The organism is Zeimonas arvi, from assembly GCF_008039575.1.
Lineage (GTDB): Bacteria > Pseudomonadota > Gammaproteobacteria > Burkholderiales > Burkholderiaceae_E > Zeimonas > Zeimonas arvi.
Genome location: NZ_VDUY01000001.1, coordinates 876763 through 898989, shown reverse-complemented (window position 1 = coordinate 898989; position 22227 = coordinate 876763). Strand labels below are relative to the sequence as shown.

Genomic DNA, 22227 nt, shown 5'->3' with positions numbered 1-22227 from the left:
CACCCGACCGACCCTCCCGGAAAGGCGATGATGCGACAACGGACGATCCGCTCGCTGGTGCGCACCACCGGCGTCGGCCTGCATTCGGGCGAGCGGGTCGAGCTCGTGCTGCGGCCAGCCGCCGCCGACACCGGCATCGTGTTCCGGCGGGTCGATCTCGATCCGCCGGTCGAGATCCGCAGCGAGGCTTCGCGGGTGACCGACACCCGCATGGCCTCCACGCTGACCGCCGGCGACTCGGGCGAGGCGGCGCAGGTGCGCGTGGCCACGGTCGAACACCTGATGTCGGCGCTGGCTGGCCTGGGCATCGACAACCTCTACGTCGATGTCACCGCCGCCGAGATCCCCATCCTCGATGGCTCGGCCGGGTCCTTCGTGTTCCTGATCCAGTCGGCCGGCATCGTCGAGCAGGCGGCGGCCAAGAAGTTCATCCGGGTGCTCGAGTCGGTCGAGATCCGCGACGGCGACAAGTGGGTGCGGCTCGATCCGCACTTCGGCTTCCGGCTCAAGTTCTCGATCGAGTTCGGCCATCCGGCGATCGACGCCACGATCCAGGAAGTCGAAGTCGACTTCGCCGAGACCTCCTACGTTCGCGACGTCGCCCGGGCCCGCACCTTCGGCTTCATGCAGGACGTCGAGTACCTGCGCGCGCACGGCCTGGCCAAGGGCGGGAGCTTCGGCAACGCCATCGTCATGGACGAGTACCGGGTGCTGAACGCCGATGGCCTTCGCTTCGGCGACGAGTTCGTCAAGCACAAGATCCTCGACGCGATCGGCGACCTCTACCTGGTCGGCCACCCGCTGCTGGCCGCCTACAGCGCCCACAAGTCGGGCCACGCGCTGAACAATCAGCTGCTGCGGGCCCTGCTCGAGCGCCGGGAGGCCTGGGAGATCGTGACCTTTTCCGAGCGGCGCGAGGCGCCGAAGTTCTTCGCACTCGACTGGGCGCATGCCTGAGCGCCGGCAAGCCGCGCGGCGCGAGTCCGCGGCGCACGACCCGGCCGGGGGCCGCACCCGGGCTGCGGGCCGATCCGGGGCTGCCGGCCTTTCCCGGACTTCCGGCGGATGATCGCCATCCTGCGCATCGTGGCCTTGCTGGGCCTGGGCTCGGTGGGCCTGTGCGCGCTGGCCTGGCTCGTGACCCGGGACCGCGTCTGGCTGGGCCGGGCGCTGCTGGCGCTGAAGATCTCGGTGGCGGTGGCGCTCGTGTTCTTCGGCGTGGTCATCGTCGAACGGCTTCAGGCCTGAGCGGCGAGCCCGCCCCGTGGCGGGCCAGCATCCGCGCCAGCGCCTGCTGCAGGGCGGGCGCGCCGGCCTCGGCGCGCAGGGCCGCCAGCGCCGCCAGGGCCTCGGGCGGCGGTGGCTTCTTCGGGGCGCGCGGCGGCGCGGCCGCCTCGGCCTGCCGCCTGGGGCGGATCTTCAGCCTTTGCACCCGCACGCCTTCCCGCGCCAGCGCCGCCACCAGGCTGGGCTCGACCTGTCGCAGCCTGCTTGCCCAGGCCGCCCCCGGCACCACCACGGTCAGCGTGCCGTCGGCGAGCCCCGACACGGTCACCGGCGCGCCGCCGCTGGCCTTGTGCAGCACGCGCTGGAGCGCCACCAGATCGTCGAGCTGGCGGGCAAGCTGCCGGAAGGCCGGATCGCGATCGAGCCAGGTCAGGACCGGGCGCGAGAAGCGGGCTTGCATCGGAGGGCGGGCTTCCTGGAAGGGCATTCCCGGCGGCTGCGCAGGGCCTCGGGAAGGGGGTGGAAGGATCGTCCTGGCCAAGATAGCACGGCCCCGGGCCGCCCGGGCTCGCGTGCTAGACTCCATCGGTTAATCTACCCGGCGGTTCGTCCGTCGCATTCGCGACCCTGGCCTGGCCGCCCGAGACCCGATGATCCAGAAATTCCTTACCCGGATCTTCGGCAGCCGCAACCAGCGGATGCTGAAGGGGTATCGCAAGACCGTTGCCGAAATCAACGCGCTCGAAGCCTCGCTCACGCCGCTGAGCGACGAGCAGCTCGCGGGCAAGACCGTCGAGTTCCGCGAGCGCATCGCCAAGGGCGAGACCGTCGACGCGCTGCTGCCCGAGGCCTTCGCGGTGTGCCGCGAAGCCGCGCGCCGCGTGCTCGGCATGCGTCACTTCGACGTGCAGCTGGTCGGCGGCATGGTGCTGCACTCGGGCCGAATCGCCGAGATGCGAACCGGCGAAGGCAAGACCCTCACCGCCACGCTGCCGGTGTACCTGAACGCGCTGGCCGGCAAGGGCGTGCACGTGGTCACGGTCAACGACTACCTGGCCAGCCGCGACGCCGAGTGGATGGGGCGGCTCTACCGCTTCCTGGGCATGTCGGTCGGCACGATCCTGTCGCAGCAGGCCACCGCCGACAAGAAGGAAGCCTACGCGGCCGACATCACCTACGGCACGAACAACGAGTTCGGCTTCGACTACCTGCGCGACAACATGGAGTACTCGGTCGGCGATCGCCGGCAGCGCGCGCTCCACTATGCGATCGTCGACGAGGTCGACTCGATCCTGATCGACGAGGCGCGCACGCCGCTGATCATCTCGGGGCAGGCCGAGGACCACACCGAGATGTACCTGCGCATCAACCAGGTGCCCAGGCTGCTGTCCGAGATGCCTCATGAGCCCAAGACCGGCGAGCCCGATCCCCCGGGCGACTACTGGGTCGATCGCAAGGCGCACCAGGTCTACCTCTCCGAGGCCGGCCACGAGAAGGCCGAGCACCTGCTCGGCGAGATGGGGCTGCTCGAGGCCGGCGCCAGCCTCTACGATCCGGCCAACATCGGCCTGATGCACCACCTGATGGCCGCGCTGCGCGCCCACACGCTGTTCCACAAGGACCAGCAGTACGTGGTGCAGAACGGCGAGGTGATCATCGTCGACGAGTTCACCGGCCGCCTGATGCCGGGGCGCCGCTGGTCCGACGGCCTGCACCAGGCGGTCGAGGCCAAGGAAGGCGTCGCGATCCAGGCCGAGAACCAGACGCTCGCCTCGATCACCTTCCAGAACTACTTCCGGATGTACGGCAAGCTCGCCGGCATGACCGGCACGGCCGACACCGAGGCCTACGAGTTCCAGGAGATCTACGGCCTGGAAACCATCGTGATCCCCACGCACCGGCCGATGGTGCGGCAGGACCGCCAGGACCAGGTCTTTCGCACCGCCGGCGAGAAGTACAACGCGATCATCGCCGACATCGAGGACTGCTACAAGCGCGGCCAGCCGGTGCTGGTCGGCACCACGTCGATCGAGAACTCCGAGCTGCTGTCGGGCATGCTGGCGGCCAAGAAGCTGCCGCACCAGGTGCTGAACGCCAAGCAGCACGAGCGCGAAGCGGCGATCGTCGCCGAGGCGGGCCGGCCGCAGGCGATCACCATCGCGACCAACATGGCCGGCCGCGGCACCGACATCGTGCTGGGCGGCAACGCCGAGAAGCAGGTCGATCACCTCCGCGCCGACGAGGGCCTGCCCGAGGCCGAGAAAGCCTCGCGAATCGAGAAGATCCGCGGCGAGTGGCAGGCGCTGCACGACCAGGTCATCGCGGCCGGCGGCCTGCACATCATCGGCACCGAGCGCCACGAGTCGCGCCGGATCGACAACCAGCTGCGCGGCCGCTCGGGTCGCCAGGGCGATCCGGGCTCCTCGCGCTTCTACCTGTCGATGGAAGATCCGCTGCTCAAGATCTTCGCCGGCGACCGGCTCAAGGCGATCATGGACCGCCTGAAGCTGCCCGAGGGCGAGGCCATCGAGGCCGGCATGGTCACCCGATCGATCGAGTCGGCGCAGCGCAAGGTCGAGGCCCGCAACTTCGACATCCGCAAGCAGCTGCTCGAGTACGACGACGTCGCCAACGACCAGCGCAAGATCGTCTATTCCGATCGCAACGCCCTGCTCGAGTCCGAGGGCATCTCCGACCGGGCCACCGAGCTTCGCCACGCGGTATTCACCGGGCTCTTCCGGCAGTACGTGCCCGAGGAGTCGGTCGAGGAGCAATGGGACGTCGCCGGCCTGCAGAAGCTGCTCGAGACCGAGTGGCAGATCGAGGTGCCGCTCACCCAGATGCTCGCCGACCAGCCCGACCTGACCGACGAGGACCTGCTCGGCAAGGTCGTCGCGGCGGCCGACGCGCACTACCGGACCAAGGTCGAGCTGGTGGGCGAGGAGGCCTTCGCCGGCTTCGAGCGCTCGATCCTGCTGCAGACCATCGACCAGCACTGGCGCGAGCACCTGTCGGCGCTCGACTACCTGCGCCAGGGCATTCACCTGCGCGGCTACGCGCAGAAGAACCCCAAGCAGGAATACAAGCGCGAGGCCTTCGAGCTGTTCGGCCTGATGCAGCAGCGCATCCGCGACGACGTCACGCGCATCCTGATGACGGTGCGGGTGCAGTCCGCCGAGCAGGTCGAGCAGGCCGAGGAGGCGGTGCAGCCGCACTACTCGAACGTGAACTACACGCACGCCGACTTCGACGAGGCGGCAGCCGCGGCCGAGGGCAGCGATCCCGAGTCGGTGGCCATCGCCCTGCAGCACGCGCCCGAGGCCGAGGCGGCGGGCCAGCAGCCGGTGCGCCGCTTCGGCAACAAGGTCGGCCGCAACGATCCCTGCCCCTGCGGCTCGGGCAAGAAATACAAGCAGTGCCACGGCCGCCTGGCCTGACGCTTCCGGAGTGACCCGATGCCAGTGAACCTGGTTCCCCCCGCGCGCGAGTCCCTGCTGCCGGTCGGCGGGGTCGAGATCGGCACCGCCAGGGCCGCGATCCGCAAGCAGGGCCGCCGAGACGTGCTCGTGATGCGCCTGGCCGAAGGCAGCACGGTGGCCGGCGTGTTCACCACCAACCGCTTCCGCGCCGCACCGGTGCGGGTTTGCCAGGAGCACCTGGGCGCGAGCGGCGGCGCGATCCGCGCGCTTCTGGTCAACACCGGCTGCGCCAACGCGGGCACCGGCGAGCAGGGCCTGGCCAACGCGCGCCGCAGCTGCGAGCTGCTCGGGCAGGCGCTCGGCTGCGAGGCGGGCCGCGTGCTGCCCTTCTCCACCGGCGTGATCCTCGAGCACCTGCCGATGGACCGGCTGGCGGCCGGGATCTCGGCGGCCGTGGCCGATGTCGGCCGCGGCGACTGGCTCGACGCCGCCGAGGCGATCATGACCACCGACACGATCCCCAAGGGCGAGTCGGCGCAGCTGAAGACCGGCGGGCGCACCGTCACCGTCACCGGCATCTCCAAGGGCGCCGGCATGATCCGGCCGAACATGGCCACGATGCTGGGCTACATGGCCACCGACGCGGCGATCGCGCAGCCGCTGCTCGAACGCTGGGTGCGCGAGATCGCCGACCTCAGCTTCAACCGCGTCACGGTGGACGGCGACACCTCGACCAACGATTCGCTGGTGGTGGCGGCGACGGGCGCCAGCGGCGCCTCGGTGTCGTCGGAGTCCGACCCTGGCGCGGCCGAGCTGAAGGCCGCGCTGCTGGCGGTCGCGCAGAAGCTCGCCCAGGCGCTGGTGCGCGACGGCGAGGGCGCCACCAAGTTCATCACGATCGAGGTCCGCCAGGCCGCGAGCGACGCGGAGGCCGCCGCCGTCGGCTACGCGATCGCCCACTCGCCGCTGGTCAAGACCGCGTTCTTCGCGTCCGACCCGAACCTGGGGCGCATCCTGGCCGCGATCGGCTACAGCGGCGTCGCCGACCTCGACGTCGACCGCATCGAGCTCTACCTCGACGACGTGCACGTGGCCACCCGCGGCGGGCGCCATCCCGACTACCGCGAGGAAGACGGCCAGCGCGTCATGAAGCAGGCCGAGATCCGGATCCGCGTCGATCTCGCCCGCGGCAGCCACGACACCACCGTGTGGACCTGCGACCTCTCGCACGACTACGTTTCGATCAACGCCGACTACCGTTCCTGATGTCCGCCTCCAGTTCCCCGCTCGATCGGCTCGTCGATCGCGCCAGCGCCCTGCTCGACCGCCTCGAGTCCCTGATGCCCGCCGCCGCCGAGCCCGACTGGGCCGGCGCTGTCGCCTTCCGCTGGCGCCGCCGCCAGACCGCGCTGGGCCTGCAGTCCTTCCTGCAGCCGGTGCGCCAGGTGTCCGGCATCCGCCTCGACGACCTGCAGAACATCGACGACCAGAAAGAGGCGATCGCCCGCAACACCCGCCAGTTCGTCGAGCGCCTGCCTGCGAACAACGTGCTGCTGACCGGCTCGCGCGGCACCGGCAAGTCCTCGCTGATCAAGGCCTGCCTGAACGAATGGGCCTCGGACGGCTTGCGGCTGATCGAGGTCGACAAGGACGACCTCGTCGACCTGCCCGACATCATCGAACTGGTGGCCGGGCGCCCCGAGCGCTTCATCGTGTTCTGCGACGACCTGTCCTTCGAGGAGGGCGAGGCCGGCTACAAGGCGCTGAAGGTGGCGCTCGACGGCTCGGTGGCCGCACAGTCCGAGAACCTGCTGATCTACGCCACGTCCAACCGCCGGCACCTGATGCCGGAGTACATGGCCGAGAACCTCGAAGCCAAGTACCAGGAAGACGGCGAGATCCATCCGGGCGAACGCACCGAGGAGAAGATCTCGCTGTCCGAGCGCTTCGGCCTGTGGGTGTCCTTCTACCCGTTCCGCCAGGAAGAGTACCTGGCCATCGTGGGCCACTGGCTGGCCAGCTTCGGCGTGGGCCAGCGCGAGATCGCCGCGGCGCGCGGCGACGCGCTGCGCTTCGCGCTCGAGCGCGGCTCGCGTTCGGGCCGCGTGGCCTGGCAGTTCGCGAAGGACTGGGCGGGCCAGCACGGCCGCACCGGCCGTCGCGCCAAGACCCGGGCCAAGCCGCGGGCCGCATGAGTTCCGGGCGCGCGCCGGACGCGGCGGGCATCGTCGAGGTCGCGGTCGGCGTCCTGGTCCGCGCCGACGGCGCCGTCCTCTTCGGGCAGCGCCTGGCCGGCAAGCCCTACGCGGGCTGGTGGGAGTTTCCCGGCGGCAAGCTCGAGGCCGGCGAGACCGTCACGCAGGCGCTCGCCCGCGAGCTCCACGAAGAGCTCGGCATCGACATCGCCGGCACCTCCCCCTGGGTGGTGCGCGAGCACGTCTATCCGCACGCCCACGTCCGGCTTCACTTCCATCGGGTCGAGGACTGGCGCGGCGAGCCGCGTTCGCGCGAAGGCCAGGCGCTGCGCTGGCTGAAGCCCGATTCGATCGACGCGGCGCCGCTGCTGCCCGCGGCGATCCGGGTGGTGGGCTGGCTGCGGCTGCCGCCGGTGCATGCGATCTCGGCGGCCGCGGAGATCGGCGACGCGCCCTTCCTGGCCGCTCTCGACGCGCGGCTGCGCGCCGGCGCGACGATGGTCCAGCTGCGCGAGCCCGGGATGAACGCCGCGCGATTCGACGCGCTCTTTCGCGAGGTGCGCGCCCGCTGCGAGCGGCACGGAGCGCGGCTGCTGGTCAACAGCGCGCACCCGGCTTCGTACTGGCGGGCGGCGGGCGGCGTGCACCTGCGCGCGGCCGACCTGATGCGGCTCGAGCGCCGGCCCGACCTGCGCTGGGTCGGCGCGTCATGCCACGACGAATCCGAGCTGGCCAGGGCCTGCGCGATCGAGGCCGACTACGCCTTGATCGGGCCGGTGCGGGCGACCGCCTCGCACCCCGGACAGCCGGGCATCGGCTGGCAGCGCTTCTCGGAAATTGCGGCGCCGACCTCGGTGCCGGTCTATGCGCTGGGCGGCCTGGCCGACCGCGACGGCCCGCAGGCGCGCCGCGCGGGCGCGCACGGCGTGGCGCTCAGGAGCGCGGCCTGGCGTTGAGGGCGGCGGCCTCGCCTTCGTCGGAAGAGGCCGCGTCGTCGCGGACGTCGCCCGCGATCCGGTAGGCTTCGGCGGCCCAGGCGCCGAGGTCGACCGTCTTGCAGCGCTCCGAACAGAACGGTCGCCAGCGGTTGGCCGGCGAAAAGTCCGCCTTGCGGCCGCAGGTGGGGCAGTCGACCTTCACCGCCATGGCGTCAGAGATTGCAGAGCGCGAGCTCGAAGTCCACGTCGCCTTCGAAGGGCTTGGGGCGCAAGTCGCCGCCCTGGCTGGTGAAGCGGATCCACAGCAGGTACTTGTTCGCGCTGATCTCGGGAATCGCACCCAGCGAGTCGTCGAGCCGCACCTGGACCATCTGCCAGGTGCGCCCGCCAAGCGACTGCTGGAAGCTGCCCTGCCGGGCGGTCAGCACCGAGCGCTGCGCGCTCTCGCGCAGCAGGCTCAGCACGATGGTCAGGCTGTCGTGGAGCGCCCGGAAAGGCGCCGCCCAGCCGGCGACGTCGCGCTGGCGAACCTCGGGCGGCCGATGCTGCCAGGCGTGGTAGGAGGGCAGGTCGAACTCGCAGGCGCCGCCGGCGATGATCACCCGGCTGCGGATGCTCATCAGCCACTCGTTGTCGCGCAGATGCTGGCCGGTGCGGCCGGTGATCGCGCCCAGGCCGGCGGCCGCGGCGTCGATCTGCGCCAGCACGCGATCGAGCATGTCGATCGCCACGTCGGGGCTGGCACGGAAGGCCATCAGCGTCTGGCGCTGGCGCTCGAGCTCCTGCAGCAGGTCGGACTTGAGGTCGGCGCGCGCGGAGACGTCGAGGATCTCGAACAGCGTGGTCAGCGCGACATGGTGGTCGAGCGGGTGCTCGCGCCGCGCGAAGGTGTCGAGACGTTCGAACAGATCCTCGAGCCGCAGCAAGGTCCGGACGCGTTCGTTTAGCGGGTACTCGTACAGGATCAAGGGCTCGTCCTGGGCCGTTCGTTGGCGCGGTTCGGCGAATTCTGGCGCAAAGGGTCGAGCTTGACAAACCGCTTGCAGCGGGCGGCGCCCGTCATCGGCCGTCCTCGCCGCGGTGGTTGGCCGCTGCGGGGCCCGCGTCGCGGGCCCCGCCCGGCCCCGCGGCCTTGCGTGCGGCCAGTTCGAGGTAGCGGGCATGCAGCGCGTCGACCTGCGGCGCGAGCGCCTGCGGATCGCCGCCGTTGTCGACGACGTCGTCGGCGGCGGCCAGCCTCGCCTCGCGGCTGGCCTGGACCGCGATGATCGCCTCGATCTGGGATCGCTCGAAACGGTTGCGCTGCATGACCCGGGCGATCTGCGTTTCCACCGGGCAGTCGACCACCGCCAGGCGGTCGATGCGCTGGCGCCAGCGTCCCGACTCCACCAGCAGCGGCACCACCGCCATCGTGTAGGGCCCGGTGGCCTCGGCGATCATCAGCTCGCAGCAGTGCCCGATCATCGGGTGCAGGATGGCCTCGAGCCGATGCCGGGCCTGCGGGTCGGCGAACACGACCGAGCGCATCGCTGCGCGGTCCAGCGCGCCGTCCTCGGCGATGACCGGGTCGCCGAAGGCTTCGCGGATGGCAGGGATCGCCGCGCCGCCGGGGGCGGTGAGCGCGTGCGCGATCGCGTCGGTGTCCACGATCGTGACACCGTGCGCGGCGAACAGGTCGGCAACCGTGCTCTTGCCGCTGCCGATGCCGCCGGTCAGGCCGACCAGGAAGCGTCTGGAATCCATGCGATCGAGTCTAGCAGGCCGCGTCGACGGCTTCGGGGCGCAGCACGGGCAGCCTTCGGGCAGTCGCGCCAGAATGTGGCGTGCGCTCCGAGCGGGCGCGCGCTCCGGCGGCGGGGCGGCCCGCCGGCCCGATCAGCGCAGGCCGATCAGCGAGCCCAGCGGTTCGCGGAAGTAGAGCGCGAGCAGCCCCGCCCCGGCCAGGTAGGGGCCGAAGGGGATGGGGACCTCGCGCAGGTGACGCGCGAACAGGATCATCGACACGCCGGCCACCGAGCCCACGACCGAGGCCAGCAGGATGATCGCCGGCAGGGCGGTCCAGCCGAACCAGGCGCCCAGCGCGGCCAGCAGCTTGAAGTCGCCGAAGCCCATGCCTTCCTTGCCGGTGACCAGCCGGAACAGCCAGTAGACGGTCCACAGGCTCAGGTAGCCGGCCATCGCGCCGACCACCGCTTCCTGCAGCGGCACGAACACGCCCCAGAGGTTGAACAGCAGCCCCAGCCACAGCAGCGGCATCGTCATGCTGTCGGGCAGCAGCTGCGTGTCCAGGTCGATGAAGGTCAGCGCGATCAGCACGAAGCCCAGGAGCGCGGCGCCGAGCCCGGCCCAGGTCGCGCCGAAGCGCCAGATCGCCAGTGCGGTCAGCAGCCCGGTGGCCAGCTCGACCAGCGGGTAGCGGGCGGAGATCGGGGTGCCGCAGGCCTTGCAGCGGCCGCGCTGGATCAGCCAGCTCAGCAGCGGGACGTTCTCCAGCGCCCCGAGCTGGTGGCCGCAGGACGGGCAGCGCGAGCGCGGCACCAGCAGGTTGAAGCGCTCGGCCGCCGGCGGATCCTCGCCGCGAAGCTCGGCGGCCTGGGCCTCCCACTCCAGTTCCATCATCTTCGGCAGCCGGTGGACGACGACGTTCAGGAAGCTGCCGATCATCAGGCCGAACACCAGCGCGGTGCCGACGGCCAGGGCAGGAGACTGCTGGAGGGCTTCGATCATGGGGGCAGGAAAGGAAGGCGATCCGCCTTATACCACCTGGCCCAGCTTGAAGATCGGCAGGTACATCGCCACGACCAGGCCGCCGATGACCACGCCGAGCACGACCATGATCATGGGCTCGAGCAGGCTGGAAAGGCTTTCGACCGCCTCGTCCACCTCGCGCTCGAAGATGTCCGCGGCCTTGGACAGCATCGAGTCGAGCGAGCCCGACTCCTCGCCGATCGAGGCCATCTGCAGCACCATGTTCGGGAACACCTGCGAGTTCTGCATCGCCACGGTGAGGCTGGTGCCGGTCGACACCTCCTGCTGGACCCTCTTCGTGGCCACCAGGTACACGTGGTTGCCCGCGGCGCCGCCCACCGAGTCGAGCGCCTCGACCAGCGGCACGCCGGCGGCGAACATCGTGGACAGGGTGCGCAGCCAGCGGGCGATCGTGGCCTTCTCGACCACCGCCCCGAACACCGGCAGCTTGAGCAGCAGCCGGTCCATGAACATCTGGACCTTCGTCGATCGCTTCCAGGCCTGCAACAGGAAGTACAGCGAGCCGCCGATGCCGCCGAAGATCAGGTACCAGTGCTCGACGAAGAAGTCCGACGCCGCGATCACCATCAGCGTGGGCGCCGGCAGGTCGGCGCCGAAGTTCGAGAAGACCTCCTTGAAGGCGGGCACCACGAACAGCATGATCACCGCCACGACGATGAAGGCGACCGCCAGCACCGCCGTCGGGTAGAACAGGGCCGACTTGATCTTGCCCTTGATCGCCAGCATCTTCTCCTTGTAGCTGGCGAGCCGGTCGAGCAGGTCGTCGAGGATGCCCGCCTGCTCGCCGGCATTCACCAGGTTGCAGAACAGGCTGTCGAAGTACAGCGGGTACTTGCGGAAGGCCTGGGCCAGCGAGGTGCCGGTCTCCACGTCGCCGCGGATGTCGGTGAACAGCTTGGACACCGCCGCGTTGCTCGAGCCCCGCGCCACGATGTCGAAGGACTGCAGCAGCGGCACGCCGGCCTTCATCATCGTGGCCAGCTGGCGGGTGAACATCGCGATGTCCTTCTCCTGGATCCTGCGGCCGCGCGCGTAGCTGCGCTTCTTGACCTTGGTCACCACGATGCCCTGGCGGCGCAGCGAGGACTGCAGCACTGCCTGGCTCTTGGCGCGGACCTCGCCGCGAACGGTCTTCCCGGCGCGGTCCCGGCCCTCCCACATGAAGGTCTGCTCGCGCGGCTGGGCCCGGCGGGGAGCGGTCGCTGCTCTGGTTGCCATCGGTCAGGTTCCCGTCGTTCGGTTCATTCGTTGGTCACACCGAGGACTTCCTCGATGCTGGTCATGCCCTGCATCACCTTCATCAGGCCCGAGCGGCGCAGGTCGCGCACGCCCTCCACCTCGGCCTGCGCCGCGATCTGCAGCGCGTTGCCGCCGGCCAGGATCAGCTTCTGCATCTCCTCGGTGATCGGCATCACCTGGTAGATGCCGACCCGGCCCTTGTAGCCGCTGCCATTGCAGCGCTCGCAGCCCACCGGCCGGTAGGGCAGCCAGCTGCCGTCGAGGTCGGCCTCCAGGAAGCCCGCGTTCAGCAGCGCGCCCTCGTCAACCTCGAGCGGTTGCTTGCAGGTGCACAGCCGGCGCGCCAGGCGCTGGGCGGTGATCAGGCTCACCGACGAGGCGATGTTGAAGGCCGGCACGCCCATGTTGGCCAGCCGGGTGAGCGTCGTCGGCGCGTCGTTCGTGTGCAGGGTGGACATCACCAGGTGGCCGGTCTGGGCCGCCTTGATGGCGATGTCGGCGGTCTCCAGGTCGCGGATCTCGCCGACCATGATCACGTCCGGGTCCTGGCGCAGGAAGGCGCGCAGCGCGGCCGCGAAGGTGAGCCCGGCCTTCTCGTTGACGTTGACCTGGTTGACGCCCGGCAGGTTGATCTCCGCCGGGTCCTCGGCGGTCGAGATGTTCACGCCCGGCTCGTTCAGGATGTTCAGGCACGAGTACAGCGACACCGTCTTGCCCGAGCCGGTCGGGCCGGTGACCAGCACCATGCCGTAGGGCCGCCTGATCGCATCGATCAGCGCTTCCTTCTGGTCGGGCTCGTAGCCCAGCGCGTCGATCCCGAGCTTGGCCTGGGCCGGGTCCAGGATCCGCATCACGATCTTCTCGCCGAACAGGGTCGGCAGCGTCGAGACCCGGAAGTCGATCGCCCGGTTGCCCGACAGCACCAGCTTCATCCGGCCGTCCTGGGGCACCCGCTTCTCGGAGATGTCCAGCCGGGAGATGACCTTGATGCGCGAGGCGAGCTTCTCCTTGATCGCGAGCGGCGGCTGGGCGATCTCGCGCAATTCGCCGTCGACGCGGAAGCGGATCCGGTAGAACTTCTCGAAGGGCTCGAAGTGCAGGTCCGATGCGCCGGCCTGGATCGCGTCGACGAGGATCTTCTGCAGGAAGCGCACCACCGGCGCGTCGTCGATGTCGCTGCTGTCGACCTGCCCCGCCTGCTCGTCGTTGGTGACGTCGACCCCCTCGACCTCGCCGGCGATCTCGTCCAGCGTGTCGGCGGCGCTGCGCCCGAGCTTCTCCACCATGCGAAGCAGCTTGTCGTGCTCGACGACGATGGCCTCGACGCTCGCCTGCGCGGTGAACCGGATGCGGTCCAGCAACTTGGTGTCGGTCGGGTCGGACACCGCCACCGACAGCCGACCGCCGCGCTTGCCCAGCGCGACGACGCCGGCCTCCGTGGCGAACTTGCGGTCCAGCACGTCGACGGGCAAGGCTGCCAGGTCGACTGCAGAGAGATCGAGCAGCGGGTGGCCGAAGACCTCGGCGGCGAACGACGCGAGCTGCCGCGCGTTCATCGCGCCGCTGGCGAGCAAGGCGTCGACGAAGCCCGTCTCGGCCTCGTCGGCCCGGCGCTGGATGTCGGTGGCCTGGTCGAGGCGCAGGCGCTGGTGCTGGACGAGCGCCCGTCCGAGGCCGGCCAGGATGGTCTGCCGGGCCTGGGGGCGTTGCGTGGTCGTGATTGCGGCCATCCGTCGTCGTCCTGCGTCCTGTAATGCGGGGTCCGATCCCGGCTGGGATCCCGGCAGATATTGCGCTGCGGGCGCGCGGGGCGCGGACCGGTGCTGGACGAGCGGCGGCGGGCGGTCGGACGAACGGTGCGCGGCGCTGCCCCCGGGCAACGCCTCACCGGCCGGGGCGGGGGGCGGAGGCGGGGCGGGCGCCCCGGTGCAGCCGGACGCTGCGGATCATCCGGTCCTCGATCTGCTGGATCTCGACGACCAGGTCGCCGATCCGCACGCTCACCGGCGCCTCGGGCAGCGCCTGCAGGATGTCCAGCAGCAGGCCGTTCAGCGTGCGCGGGCCGTCGAGCGCGAAGCGGGTGCCCAGGCGGCGGTTGAGGTCGCGCAGCGAGGCGGAGCCTTCCACGACCGCCTCGTCGTCGCGCCAGCCCTGTCCGCCGTCCCCGCCGGGGGCGGTGGTGGTGAACTCCCCGATGATCTCCTCGATGATGTCCTCGAGCGTGACGAGCCCGAGCACCTCGCCGTATTCGTCGACGACCAGCCCGAGTTTCTGGCGGTTCTCCTGGAAGAACTGGAGCTGCCGGAACACCGGCGTGCCGCTGGGAACGAAATACGGAGCGGAGAGCAGCGCCCTGACGTCGGCGGCGTCGAAGGACTCGCGCTGAAGCAGGCCCAGCGCCCGGCGGACGTGCAGCACGCCGACCACCCGGTTGATCTCGCCTTCGTGGACGGGGAGCTTGTTGTGGTAGCAGGTCGCCAGCTGCTCGCGCAGACCGCGCTCCTCGGTGGCCAGGTCCAGCGCCTCGACCCGATGGCGGGGGACCATCACGTCGTCGACGCTGATCCGCTCCAGGTCGAACAGGTTGAGCAGGATCGACCGATGCTTCTGGGGCATGAAGCGGCCCGATTCGAGCACGATCGTGCGCAGCTCGTCGAGCGACAGCGTCGGCTCCTTCGTCCCCGAGGTCTTCACGCCGGCCAGCGCGAGCAGGCGCCCCACGAACAGGTTGACCGTCCAGACCACCGGCGAGAAGAGCAGCATCAGCGCGCGCAGCAGGTAGCTCGCCGGCAGGGCGATCCGTTCGGGATGGGTGGCGCCGATCACCTTGGGCGTGATCTCGCAGAACACGATCAGGATCACTGCCACGACCGTCGTGGCGATCACGATCACCCGGTCGTCGTTGCCGAAGTAGCGGATCGCCAGCGCGGTCACGATCGCGGTCAGCGCGGTATTGGCCACGTTGTTGCCGAGCAGGATCGTGCCCAGCAGCCGGTCGGTCTGGGCCAGCAGGCCGGCGGTGATGCGGGCGCTGCGCCGGCCCTGGCGGACCAGGTGGCCGAGCCGGAAGCGGCTGAGCGCCATCATGCTGGTCTCGGCGATCGAGAAGAACGCGGAGGCCAGCAGCAGCAGGACCAGCAGCGTCAACTGCAGCCAGATCGGTAGGGCTTCCAAGCGAGGGCGACCGTTCGAGGGGTGGGCGCGTGGCCCGAAGGCGGGTGCGTCGAAAGCCTACCGGATTCCGATTCCCTTCGCATGGCCCCGGCGCGCGCCGCGACCCGCTCCCCGGCGCGCCGTCACGGCGCTACACTGGCCGGCTGACGGGCACAACGATGCCAGCCGACAACCCCCGACAGGATCTCCCGATGAGCAAGGACGGCAAGACCCCCAAGCTGCGCTCCCGCGCCTGGTTCGACAACCCCGACAACCCGGGGATGACCGCGCTCTACCTCGAGCGGATGATGAACTTCGGCCTCACGCTCGAGGAGCTCCAGAAGAGCGGCAAGCCGATCATCGGGATCGCGCAGACGGGCAGCGACCTGTCGCCCTGCAACCGCCACCACATCGACCTCGCCAACCGCATCCGCGACGGCATCCGCGATGCGGGCGGCATCCCGATCGAGTTTCCGGTGCATCCGATCCAGGAGACCACCAAGCGGCCGACCGCGGCGCTCGACCGCAACCTGGCCTACCTGGGCCTGGTCGAGTGCCTGTACGGCTACATGTTCGACGGCGTGGTGCTGACCACCGGCTGCGACAAGACCACGCCGGCAATGATCATGGGTGCGGCCACCGTCGACCTCCCCGCCATCGTCCTGTCCGGCGGCCCCATGCTCAACGGCTACTACAACGGCGGGCTGGCCGGCTCGGGCACCGTGGTCTGGTTCGCGCGCCAGGAGCTCGCGGCCGGGCGCATCGACTACGACCAGTTCCTCGAGATGGTCGCGGCTTCGGCCCCCTCGGTCGGGCACTGCAACACGATGGGCACCGCGCTGTCGATGAACTCGATGGCCGAGGCGCTGGGCATGGCCCTGCCGGGCTGCGCGGCGATCCCCGGGCCCTACCGCGAACGCGGGCAGATGGCCTACTACACTGGCCGGCGCATCGTCGAGATGGTCCACGAGGACCTGCGGCCCTCGAAGATCCTCACCCGCGAGGCCTTCGAGAACGCGATCGTCGCCGCCAGCGCGCTGGGCGCGTCCACCAACTGCCCGCCGCACGTCAACGCGATCGCGCGCCACGCCGGCGTGCCGCTCGAGGTGCGCGACTGGGACCGCATCGGCTACGAGATCCCGCTGCTGGTCAACTGCATGCCTGCCGGCCAGTACCTCGGCGAAGATTTCCACCGCGCCGGCGGCGTGCCCGCCGTCATGCACGAGCTGCTGAAGGCCGGCAAGCTGAACGCCGGGGCCATCACCGTGACCGGCCGCCCCATCGGCGAGCTGTACGCCGACACGCCGTCGTCCAACCACGACGTGATCCGGACCTACGACGACCCCATGCTGCACGAAGCCGGCTTCGCCGTGCTGTCGGGCAACCTGTTCGAGTCGGCCGTGATGAAGACCTCGGTGATCTCGCCCGAGTTCCGCCAGCGCTACCTGGAGAACCCGGCCGATCCGGAGGCCTTCGAGGGCCGGGCCATCGTCTTCGAGGGCCCCGAGGACTACCACCACCGCATCAACGATCCGTCGCTGAAGATCGACGCCGACTGCATGCTGTTCATCCGCGGCGTGGGTCCGGTGGGTTATCCGGGCGCTGCCGAGGTGGTCAACATGCTCCCGCCTGACGCATTGGTCAGGCAAGGCATCACGATGCTGCCCTGCATCGGCGACGGCCGCCAGTCCGGCACCTCGGGCAGCCCGTCGATCCTGAACGCCTCGCCCGAGTCGGCGGTGGGCGGCGGGCTGGCCTTGCTGCAGACCGGCGACCGGGTGCGCATCGACCTGAACAAGCGGTCCGCGAACATCCTGATCAGCGACGAGGAATTCGCGCGCCGCAAGGCGGCCTGGCGGCCGCCCGAGCTGGTGAGCCAGACGCCCTGGCAGGAGCTGCACCGCCGGACCGTGGGCCAGCTCCAGGACGGCGGCTGCCTCGATTTCGCGGTCAGCTACCAGCGGATCGACCAGACGCACGGCGTTCCGCGCGACAACCACTGAGCGCCATGCCATGAGCACGGCCCCGGCCGAGTCGGTTCCCGAGCGGATCCGCAGGCTGGGGTTCAGGCGCTGGCACGAGCGCACCTTGCTCGTTGCGCATGGTTGGCTGGTCGCCTGCTTCGTGGCCATGATCTTCGTGGCCACCGGCTTCGAGCTGCTGTCCCTGGGCGACGGCGCGTCCGAGTTCCTGTTCGACGCCTTGCTGATCGCGCTGGCGGCGACCCTGGGCTGGCAGGCCTGGCGGCGCTACCGGGTCTCGATGACACTGGCGGCGTCGGTCAGCGAGCAGGCAGTCTGTGAAAGGTGCCTGCGCTACGGTTTTCGCGTGGCCGATGCGCCTGCCGGCCGGCTGCGGGCGATGTGCCCGCGCTGCGGCGCGCAATGGTGGATCGATCTGGCCGCACCCGCGCGCGACGGCTGAATGTCCCCTTGTCGCCGGGGTCCGTTTGCGCCCGTTCCGGTTTCCCGCAATAATCGCCGCTCTGCGCAACGCCCGACCGGCAACCACCTCGGACAAGATGGCAGGCAATAACGATTACATTCTGGAGACAAGGAACCTCGTCAAGGAGTTCCGCGGCTTCGTGGCGGTCAACGACGTGAACCTGCGTGTCAAGCGCGGGCAGATCCACGCCTTGATCGGTCCCAACGGCGCGGGCAAGACGACGGTGTTCAATCTCCTGACCAAGTTCCTGATCCCCACCCGGGGCCAGATCCTCTTCAACGGCCAGGACATCACCTACGAGAAGCCCGCGCAGGTCGCGCGGCGCGGCGTCGTGCGCTCCTTCCAGATCTCGGCCACGTTCCCGCACCTGACGGTGCTCGAGAACGTGCGCATCGGACTGCAGCGCGCGCAGGGCACCTCCTTTCACTTCTGGCGCCCGGCCAGCATGCTCGATGCGCTGAACGACCGCGCGCTCGAGCTGCTCGAAATGGTGGACCTGCGCGAGTACGCCGACTTCGTCACCGTCGAGCTGCCTTACGGCCGCAAGCGCGCGCTCGAGATCGCCACCACGCTGGCCACCGAGCCCGAGCTGATGCTGCTCGACGAGCCCACCCAGGGCATGGGCCACGAAGACGTCGACCGCGTCACGCAGCTCATCAAGAAGGTCTCGGCCAACCGCACGATCCTGATGGTCGAGCACAACATGAACGTGGTCTCGACGATCGCCGACACGATCAGCGTGCTGCAGCGCGGCCAGGTCATCGCCGAAGGCCCGTACGAGATCGTGTCGAAGAATCCGCAGGTGCTCGAGGCCTACATGGGCAGCGCCGACGAGGCTCTGGCGGGGGCGTCCCATGGCCACTGACAAGACCGAATTCCTGCGCATCGCCGACCTGCACGCGTTCTACGGCGAGTCGCACATCCTTCATGGTGTCGACATGGTCGTGAACCGCGGCGAGGTGGTCACGCTGCTCGGGCGCAACGGCGCCGGGCGCACCACCACGTTGAAGTCGATCATGGGTCTGGTGGGCCGGCGCACCGGCTCCATCATGATCAACGGCACCGAGGCGGTGAACCTGCCGCCGCACACTATCGCCCGGCTCGGCCTCGGCTACTGCCCCGAGGAGCGAGGAATCTTCGCCAGCCTGAGCTGCGAGGAGAACCTGATGCTGCCGCCGCCGGTGGCCTCCGGCGGCATGGGCCTCGACGAGATCTACGAGATGTTCCCGAACCTGAAGGAACGTCGCAACAGCCCCGGCACGCGGCTTTCGGGCGGCGAGCAGCAGATGCTGGCGGTGGCGCGCATCCTGCGCACCGGCGCCAAGCTGCTGCTGCTCGACGAGATCTCCGAGGGCCTCGCGCCGGTCATCGTGCAGACGCTGGCCCGGATGATCCGCATGCTGCGCGAGAAGGGCTTCACCGTGATCATGGTCGAGCAGAACTTCCGCTTCGCCGCGCCGCTGGCCGACCGCTTCTACGTGATGGAGCACGGCCGCATCGTCGAAGGCTTCGAGGCTTCCGAGCTCGAACAGAAGATGGGAATGCTGCACGAGTACCTCGGCGTCTGAGGCGTGCGAACGACAACGGGGCGCCGCCGACGGGGCCCGAAGAGAATGGCGCGCCGAACGGGCGCCTGAACCGGTCTGGAGACCGATTAGTCCTGGAGGAATGACAATGATGAAACGCAAACTCACATCGGTCCTGGTCGGTGCGGCGCTGGCCGGACTCGCCGGCGCGGCTTCCGCGCAAATTTCGGATGGCGTCGTGAAGATCGGTGTCCTGAACGACATGTCCGGCCTGTACGCCGACATCGCGGGTCCGGGCTCGGTCGTCGCCGCCAGGCTGGCGGTCGAGGACTTCCAGAAGACGTCGAAAGCCAACCTGAAGATCGAGATCGTCTCGGCCGACCACCAGAACAAGCCGGACGTCGGCTCGACCGTGGCCCGCCAGTGGTACGACACCGACAAGGTCGACGTGATCGTCGACGTGCCGACCTCGTCGGTGGGCCTGGCGGTCAACCAGGTCACCCGCGACAAGGGCAAGGCCTACCTGAACTCGGGTTCGGCCACCTCGGACATGACCGGCAAGGCCTGCTCGCCGAACACGATCCACTGGGCGTACGACACCTGGATGCTGTCCAACGGCACCGGCAAGGCGATCGTGGAGACCGGCGGCGACACCTGGTTCTTCCTGACCGCCGACTACGCCTTCGGTCATGCGCTCGAGCGCGACACCGAGGCGGTCGTGGTCAAGAACGGCGGCAAGGTGCTCGGCAAGGTTCGCCACCCGTTCCCGGGCCAGGATTTCTCGTCCTTCCTGCTGCAGGCACAGGCTTCCAAGGCCAAGATCATCGGCCTGGCCAACGCCGGCGGCGACACGATCAACTCGATCAAGCAGGCGGCCGAGTTCGGCATCGTCGCGGGCGGCCAGAACCTGGCCGGCCTTCTGATGTTCCTGACCGACGTCAAGGCGCTCGGCCTGCAGACCGCGCAGGGCCTGATCTTCACGACCAGCTTCTACTGGGACCTGAACGACGGCACCCGGGCGTTCTCGAAGCGCTTCATGGCGGCTCACGGCGGCAAGCCGCCCACGATGGTCCAGGCCGGCGTGTATTCGTCGGTGCTGCACTACCTCAAGGCGGTCGAGGCCGGCAACACCGACGACGGCACCAAGGTCATCGCGAAGATGAAGGAAATGCCGACCGACGATCCGCTGTTCGGCAAGGGCTCGATCCGCGCCGACGGCCGCAAGATCCACCCGGCCTACCTGGTCGAGGTCAAGAAGCCGGCCGAGTCCAAGGGAGAGTGGGACCTGCTGAAGGTCCGCAAGACCATCCCGGCCGATCAGGCGTTCCGCCCGATCAACGAGGGCGGTTGCCCGCTGGTCAAGTGATCAGGCAAGTCTGACCTAGTCGTACCAGCCGCCGGGCGCAGCGCGCCCGGCGGCTCCCTGCACCCCCAGGACACTTTCAACGGGCTTCGCGGATGGAGATCTTCGGCATACCGACGCAAGTGCTGTTCGGCCAGTTGCTGATCGGCCTGATCAACGGGTCGTTCTACGCGCTTCTGTCGCTCGGCCTGGCCGTCATCTTCGGCCTGCTGAACATCATCAATTTCACCCACGGCGCGCAGTACATGATGGGCGCGTTCGTGGCTTACCTTCTGCTGAACAAGCTCGGCATCGGCTACTGGTGGTCGCTGCTGATCGCGCCGATCCTCGTGGGCGCCACCGGCGTCATCATCGAGCGCACGATGCTGCAGCGCCTGTACAAGCTCGATCATCTGTACGGCCTGCTGCTGACCTTCGGCATCGCGCTGATCATCCAGGGCCTGTTCCGAAACGAATACGGCTCCTCGGGCCAGCCCTACCAGGTTCCCGCGGCGCTCACCGGCGGCCAGAACCTCGGCTTCATGTTCCTGCCCAACTATCGGGCCTGGGTCGTCGTGGCCTCGCTCGTGATCTGCTTCGGCACCTGGTTCGTGGTCGAGCGCACCAAGCTGGGCGCCTACCTGCGCGCCGCCACCGAGAATCCCTCGCTGGTGCAGGCCTTCGGCATCAACGTGCCCAGGATGATCACGCTGACCTACGGCTTCGGCGTCGGCCTGGCCGCGCTGGCCGGCGTGATGGCTGCCCCGATCTACCAGGTCAGCCCGCAGATGGGCTCCGATCTGATCATCGTCGTCTTCGCCGTCGTGGTCATCGGCGGCATGGGTTCGATCATGGGGTCGATCGTGACCGGCTTCGGCCTGGGGTTGATCGAGGGCCTGACCAAGGTCTTCTACCCCGAGGCCTCGAACACGGTCATCTTCGTGATCATGGCGATCGTCCTGCTGCTCAGGCCCGCAGGCCTGTTCGGAACCCAGAAATAAGGCTGTCATGGCTCAGACGCAAACCCTCGCGCCGGCCGCGACCGGCGACAACCGCTACCAGAAGATCGCCTTCGTCCTGATGGCGGCGTTCTTCGCGATCGCGCCGCTCTTCGTCTACCCGATCTTCCTGATGAAGGTGATGTGCTTCGCGCTGTTCGCGTGCGCCTTCAACCTGCTGATCGGCTACGTGGGGCTGCTCTCCTTCGGCCACGCGATGTTCCTGGGCATGGCCGGCTACGTGTCCGCGCACGCGGCCAAGGTCTGGGGCGTCACGCCCGAGATCGCGATCCTGCTGGGCACTGCCTGCTCGGCGGCGCTCGCCTGGGTCGCCGGGTATCTCGCGATCAAGCGGCAGGGAATCTACTTCGCGATGATCACGCTGGCGCTGGCCCAGATGGTCTTCTTCTTCAGCCTGCAGGCGCCGTTCACCGGCGGCGAGGATGGCATCCAGGCCGTGCCGCGCGGCAAGCTGTTCGGCCTGTTCGACCTGAGCACCGCCGCCGGCATGTACCCGGTCGTGCTGGTGATCTTCCTGGGCGGCTTCCTGCTGATCTGGCGGATCATCAACTCCCCGTTCGGACAGATCCTCAAGGCCATCCGCGAGAACGAGCCGCGCGCGCTTTCGCTGGGCTACGACACCGACCGCTACAAGCACGTGGCCTTCGTGCTGTCGGGCACGCTCGCGGGCGTGGCGGGCGCCACCAAGGCGCTGGTCTTCCAGCTTGCCTCGCTGACCGACGTGCACTGGTCGATGTCCGGCGAGGTCGTGCTGATGACCCTGCTGGGCGGCCTGGGAACGTTGTTCGGCCCGGTGGTCGGCGCGGCGGTCATCGTCACGATGCAGAACTACCTGGCCCAGCTCGGCGCCTGGGTCACCGTGGTGCAGGGCCTGATCTTCGTGATCTGCGTGCTGGCCTTCCGGCGCGGCATCGTGGGCGAGATCGCGAACATCATCAAGAAGCCGCTCTGAGGC

The 22227-nt window shown here is 69.3% G+C and carries 21 protein-coding genes; 13 read left to right on the top strand and 8 right to left on the bottom strand.

All coding sequences use genetic code 11. The features are described from left to right. Nucleotides 1–27 precede the first annotated feature (27 nt). Nucleotides 28–957, top strand: coding sequence for a UDP-3-O-acyl-N-acetylglucosamine deacetylase (gene lpxC / locus FHP08_RS04160; RefSeq protein ID WP_147703017.1), 930 nt, complete (start codon nucleotides 28–30; stop codon nucleotides 955–957). 108 nt (nucleotides 958–1065) lie between these two features. Then, complete coding sequence (locus tag FHP08_RS04155; protein WP_147703016.1) at nucleotides 1066–1248, top strand: hypothetical protein; 183 nt, start codon at nucleotides 1066–1068, stop codon at nucleotides 1246–1248. Here the strand turns inward: FHP08_RS04155 and FHP08_RS04150 are convergent. Then, complete coding sequence (locus FHP08_RS04150; RefSeq protein WP_187272157.1) at nucleotides 1223–1687, bottom strand: DciA family protein; 465 nt, start codon at nucleotides 1685–1687, stop codon at nucleotides 1223–1225. The genes FHP08_RS04155 and FHP08_RS04150 overlap by 26 nt on opposite strands. A 190-nt stretch (nucleotides 1688–1877) precedes the next feature. On the opposite strand from FHP08_RS04150, the gene secA reads away from it, so the two are divergent. The 4 genes from secA to FHP08_RS04130 are packed head-to-tail and all read left to right on the top strand — an operon-like array spanning nucleotide 1878 to nucleotide 7797. Next, nucleotides 1878–4664, top strand: coding sequence for a preprotein translocase subunit SecA (secA, locus tag FHP08_RS04145; RefSeq protein WP_147703014.1), 2787 nt, complete (start codon nucleotides 1878–1880; stop codon nucleotides 4662–4664). A gap of 18 nt (nucleotides 4665–4682) precedes the next feature. Continuing rightward, nucleotides 4683–5912 (top strand): bifunctional glutamate N-acetyltransferase/amino-acid acetyltransferase ArgJ, encoded by a 1230-nt coding sequence (argJ, locus tag FHP08_RS04140; protein WP_147703013.1) that lies wholly within the window; start codon nucleotides 4683–4685, stop codon nucleotides 5910–5912. Continuing rightward, nucleotides 5912–6841 (top strand): ATP-binding protein, encoded by a 930-nt coding sequence (locus tag FHP08_RS04135; protein WP_147703012.1) that lies wholly within the window; start codon nucleotides 5912–5914, stop codon nucleotides 6839–6841. The genes argJ and FHP08_RS04135 overlap by 1 nt, the downstream gene beginning before the upstream one ends. Then, nucleotides 6838–7797 (top strand): Nudix family hydrolase, encoded by a 960-nt coding sequence (locus FHP08_RS04130; protein WP_147703011.1) that lies wholly within the window; start codon nucleotides 6838–6840, stop codon nucleotides 7795–7797. Before FHP08_RS04135 ends, FHP08_RS04130 begins: the two co-directional genes overlap by 4 nt. On the opposite strand, the gene FHP08_RS04125 is transcribed toward FHP08_RS04130, so the two are convergent. From FHP08_RS04125 to FHP08_RS04095, 7 genes are all read right to left on the bottom strand, one after another. Beyond that, nucleotides 7775–7987 carry a DNA gyrase inhibitor YacG gene (locus FHP08_RS04125; RefSeq protein ID WP_147703010.1) on the bottom strand — a complete coding sequence of 71 codons (213 nt, stop codon included), beginning with the start codon at nucleotides 7985–7987 and terminating at the stop codon, nucleotides 7775–7777. The two genes, FHP08_RS04130 and FHP08_RS04125, sit on opposite strands and share 23 nt — an antisense overlap. Before the next feature lie 4 nt (nucleotides 7988–7991). After that, on the bottom strand, nucleotides 7992–8747 hold the full coding sequence (gene zapD / locus FHP08_RS04120; protein ID WP_147703009.1) for a cell division protein ZapD: 756 nt from the start codon (nucleotides 8745–8747) through the stop codon (nucleotides 7992–7994). Nucleotides 8748–8838: 91 nt separating this feature from the next. Further along, complete coding sequence (coaE, locus tag FHP08_RS04115) at nucleotides 8839–9522, bottom strand: dephospho-CoA kinase (RefSeq protein WP_147703008.1); 684 nt, start codon at nucleotides 9520–9522, stop codon at nucleotides 8839–8841. A gap of 132 nt (nucleotides 9523–9654) precedes the next feature. Beyond that, nucleotides 9655–10506 (bottom strand): prepilin peptidase, encoded by an 852-nt coding sequence (locus FHP08_RS04110; protein WP_147703007.1) that lies wholly within the window; start codon nucleotides 10504–10506, stop codon nucleotides 9655–9657. A gap of 27 nt (nucleotides 10507–10533) precedes the next feature. Further along, nucleotides 10534–11766: a type II secretion system F family protein gene (locus FHP08_RS04105; RefSeq protein ID WP_147703006.1), complete on the bottom strand. Its 1233-nt coding sequence runs from the start codon at nucleotides 11764–11766 to the stop codon at nucleotides 10534–10536. A 23-nt stretch (nucleotides 11767–11789) separates the two neighbouring features. Beyond that, nucleotides 11790–13517 carry a type IV-A pilus assembly ATPase PilB gene (gene pilB / locus FHP08_RS04100; RefSeq protein WP_147703005.1) on the bottom strand — a complete coding sequence of 576 codons (1728 nt, stop codon included), beginning with the start codon at nucleotides 13515–13517 and terminating at the stop codon, nucleotides 11790–11792. A gap of 154 nt (nucleotides 13518–13671) precedes the next feature. Beyond that, the gene (locus tag FHP08_RS04095) at nucleotides 13672–14961 is read right to left on the bottom strand and encodes an HlyC/CorC family transporter (protein ID WP_147703004.1); all 1290 of its coding nucleotides are present in this window, start codon (nucleotides 14959–14961) and stop codon (nucleotides 13672–13674) included. Between the two features lie 191 nt (nucleotides 14962–15152). On the opposite strand from FHP08_RS04095, the gene FHP08_RS04090 reads away from it, so the two are divergent. The 7 genes from FHP08_RS04090 (at nucleotide 15153) to FHP08_RS04060 (ending at nucleotide 22224) form a co-directional block, all read left to right on the top strand. Further along, nucleotides 15153–16943, top strand: a complete 1791-nt coding sequence (locus tag FHP08_RS04090) for an IlvD/Edd family dehydratase (RefSeq protein ID WP_147703003.1) — start codon at nucleotides 15153–15155, stop codon at nucleotides 16941–16943. A 10-nt stretch (nucleotides 16944–16953) separates the two neighbouring features. Then, entirely contained in the window at nucleotides 16954–17364 is a 411-nt protein-coding gene (locus FHP08_RS04085) for a hypothetical protein (RefSeq protein WP_147703002.1), read from the top strand. Between the two features lie 97 nt (nucleotides 17365–17461). Further along, nucleotides 17462–18250 carry an ABC transporter ATP-binding protein gene (locus FHP08_RS04080; RefSeq protein WP_147703001.1) on the top strand — a complete coding sequence of 263 codons (789 nt, stop codon included), beginning with the start codon at nucleotides 17462–17464 and terminating at the stop codon, nucleotides 18248–18250. Next, a complete protein-coding gene (locus FHP08_RS04075; protein ID WP_147703000.1) occupies nucleotides 18240–18953 on the top strand; it encodes an ABC transporter ATP-binding protein in 714 nt (237 codons plus the stop codon). The genes FHP08_RS04080 and FHP08_RS04075 overlap by 11 nt, the downstream gene beginning before the upstream one ends. A gap of 109 nt (nucleotides 18954–19062) precedes the next feature. Then, entirely contained in the window at nucleotides 19063–20277 is a 1215-nt protein-coding gene (locus tag FHP08_RS04070; protein WP_147702999.1) for an ABC transporter substrate-binding protein, read from the top strand. Between the two features lie 92 nt (nucleotides 20278–20369). Continuing rightward, a complete protein-coding gene (locus tag FHP08_RS04065) occupies nucleotides 20370–21254 on the top strand; it encodes a branched-chain amino acid ABC transporter permease (RefSeq protein WP_147702998.1) in 885 nt (294 codons plus the stop codon). Between the two features lie 79 nt (nucleotides 21255–21333). After that, a complete protein-coding gene (locus FHP08_RS04060) occupies nucleotides 21334–22224 on the top strand; it encodes a branched-chain amino acid ABC transporter permease (RefSeq protein WP_225879029.1) in 891 nt (296 codons plus the stop codon). Nucleotides 22225–22227: the final 3 nt, after the last annotated feature.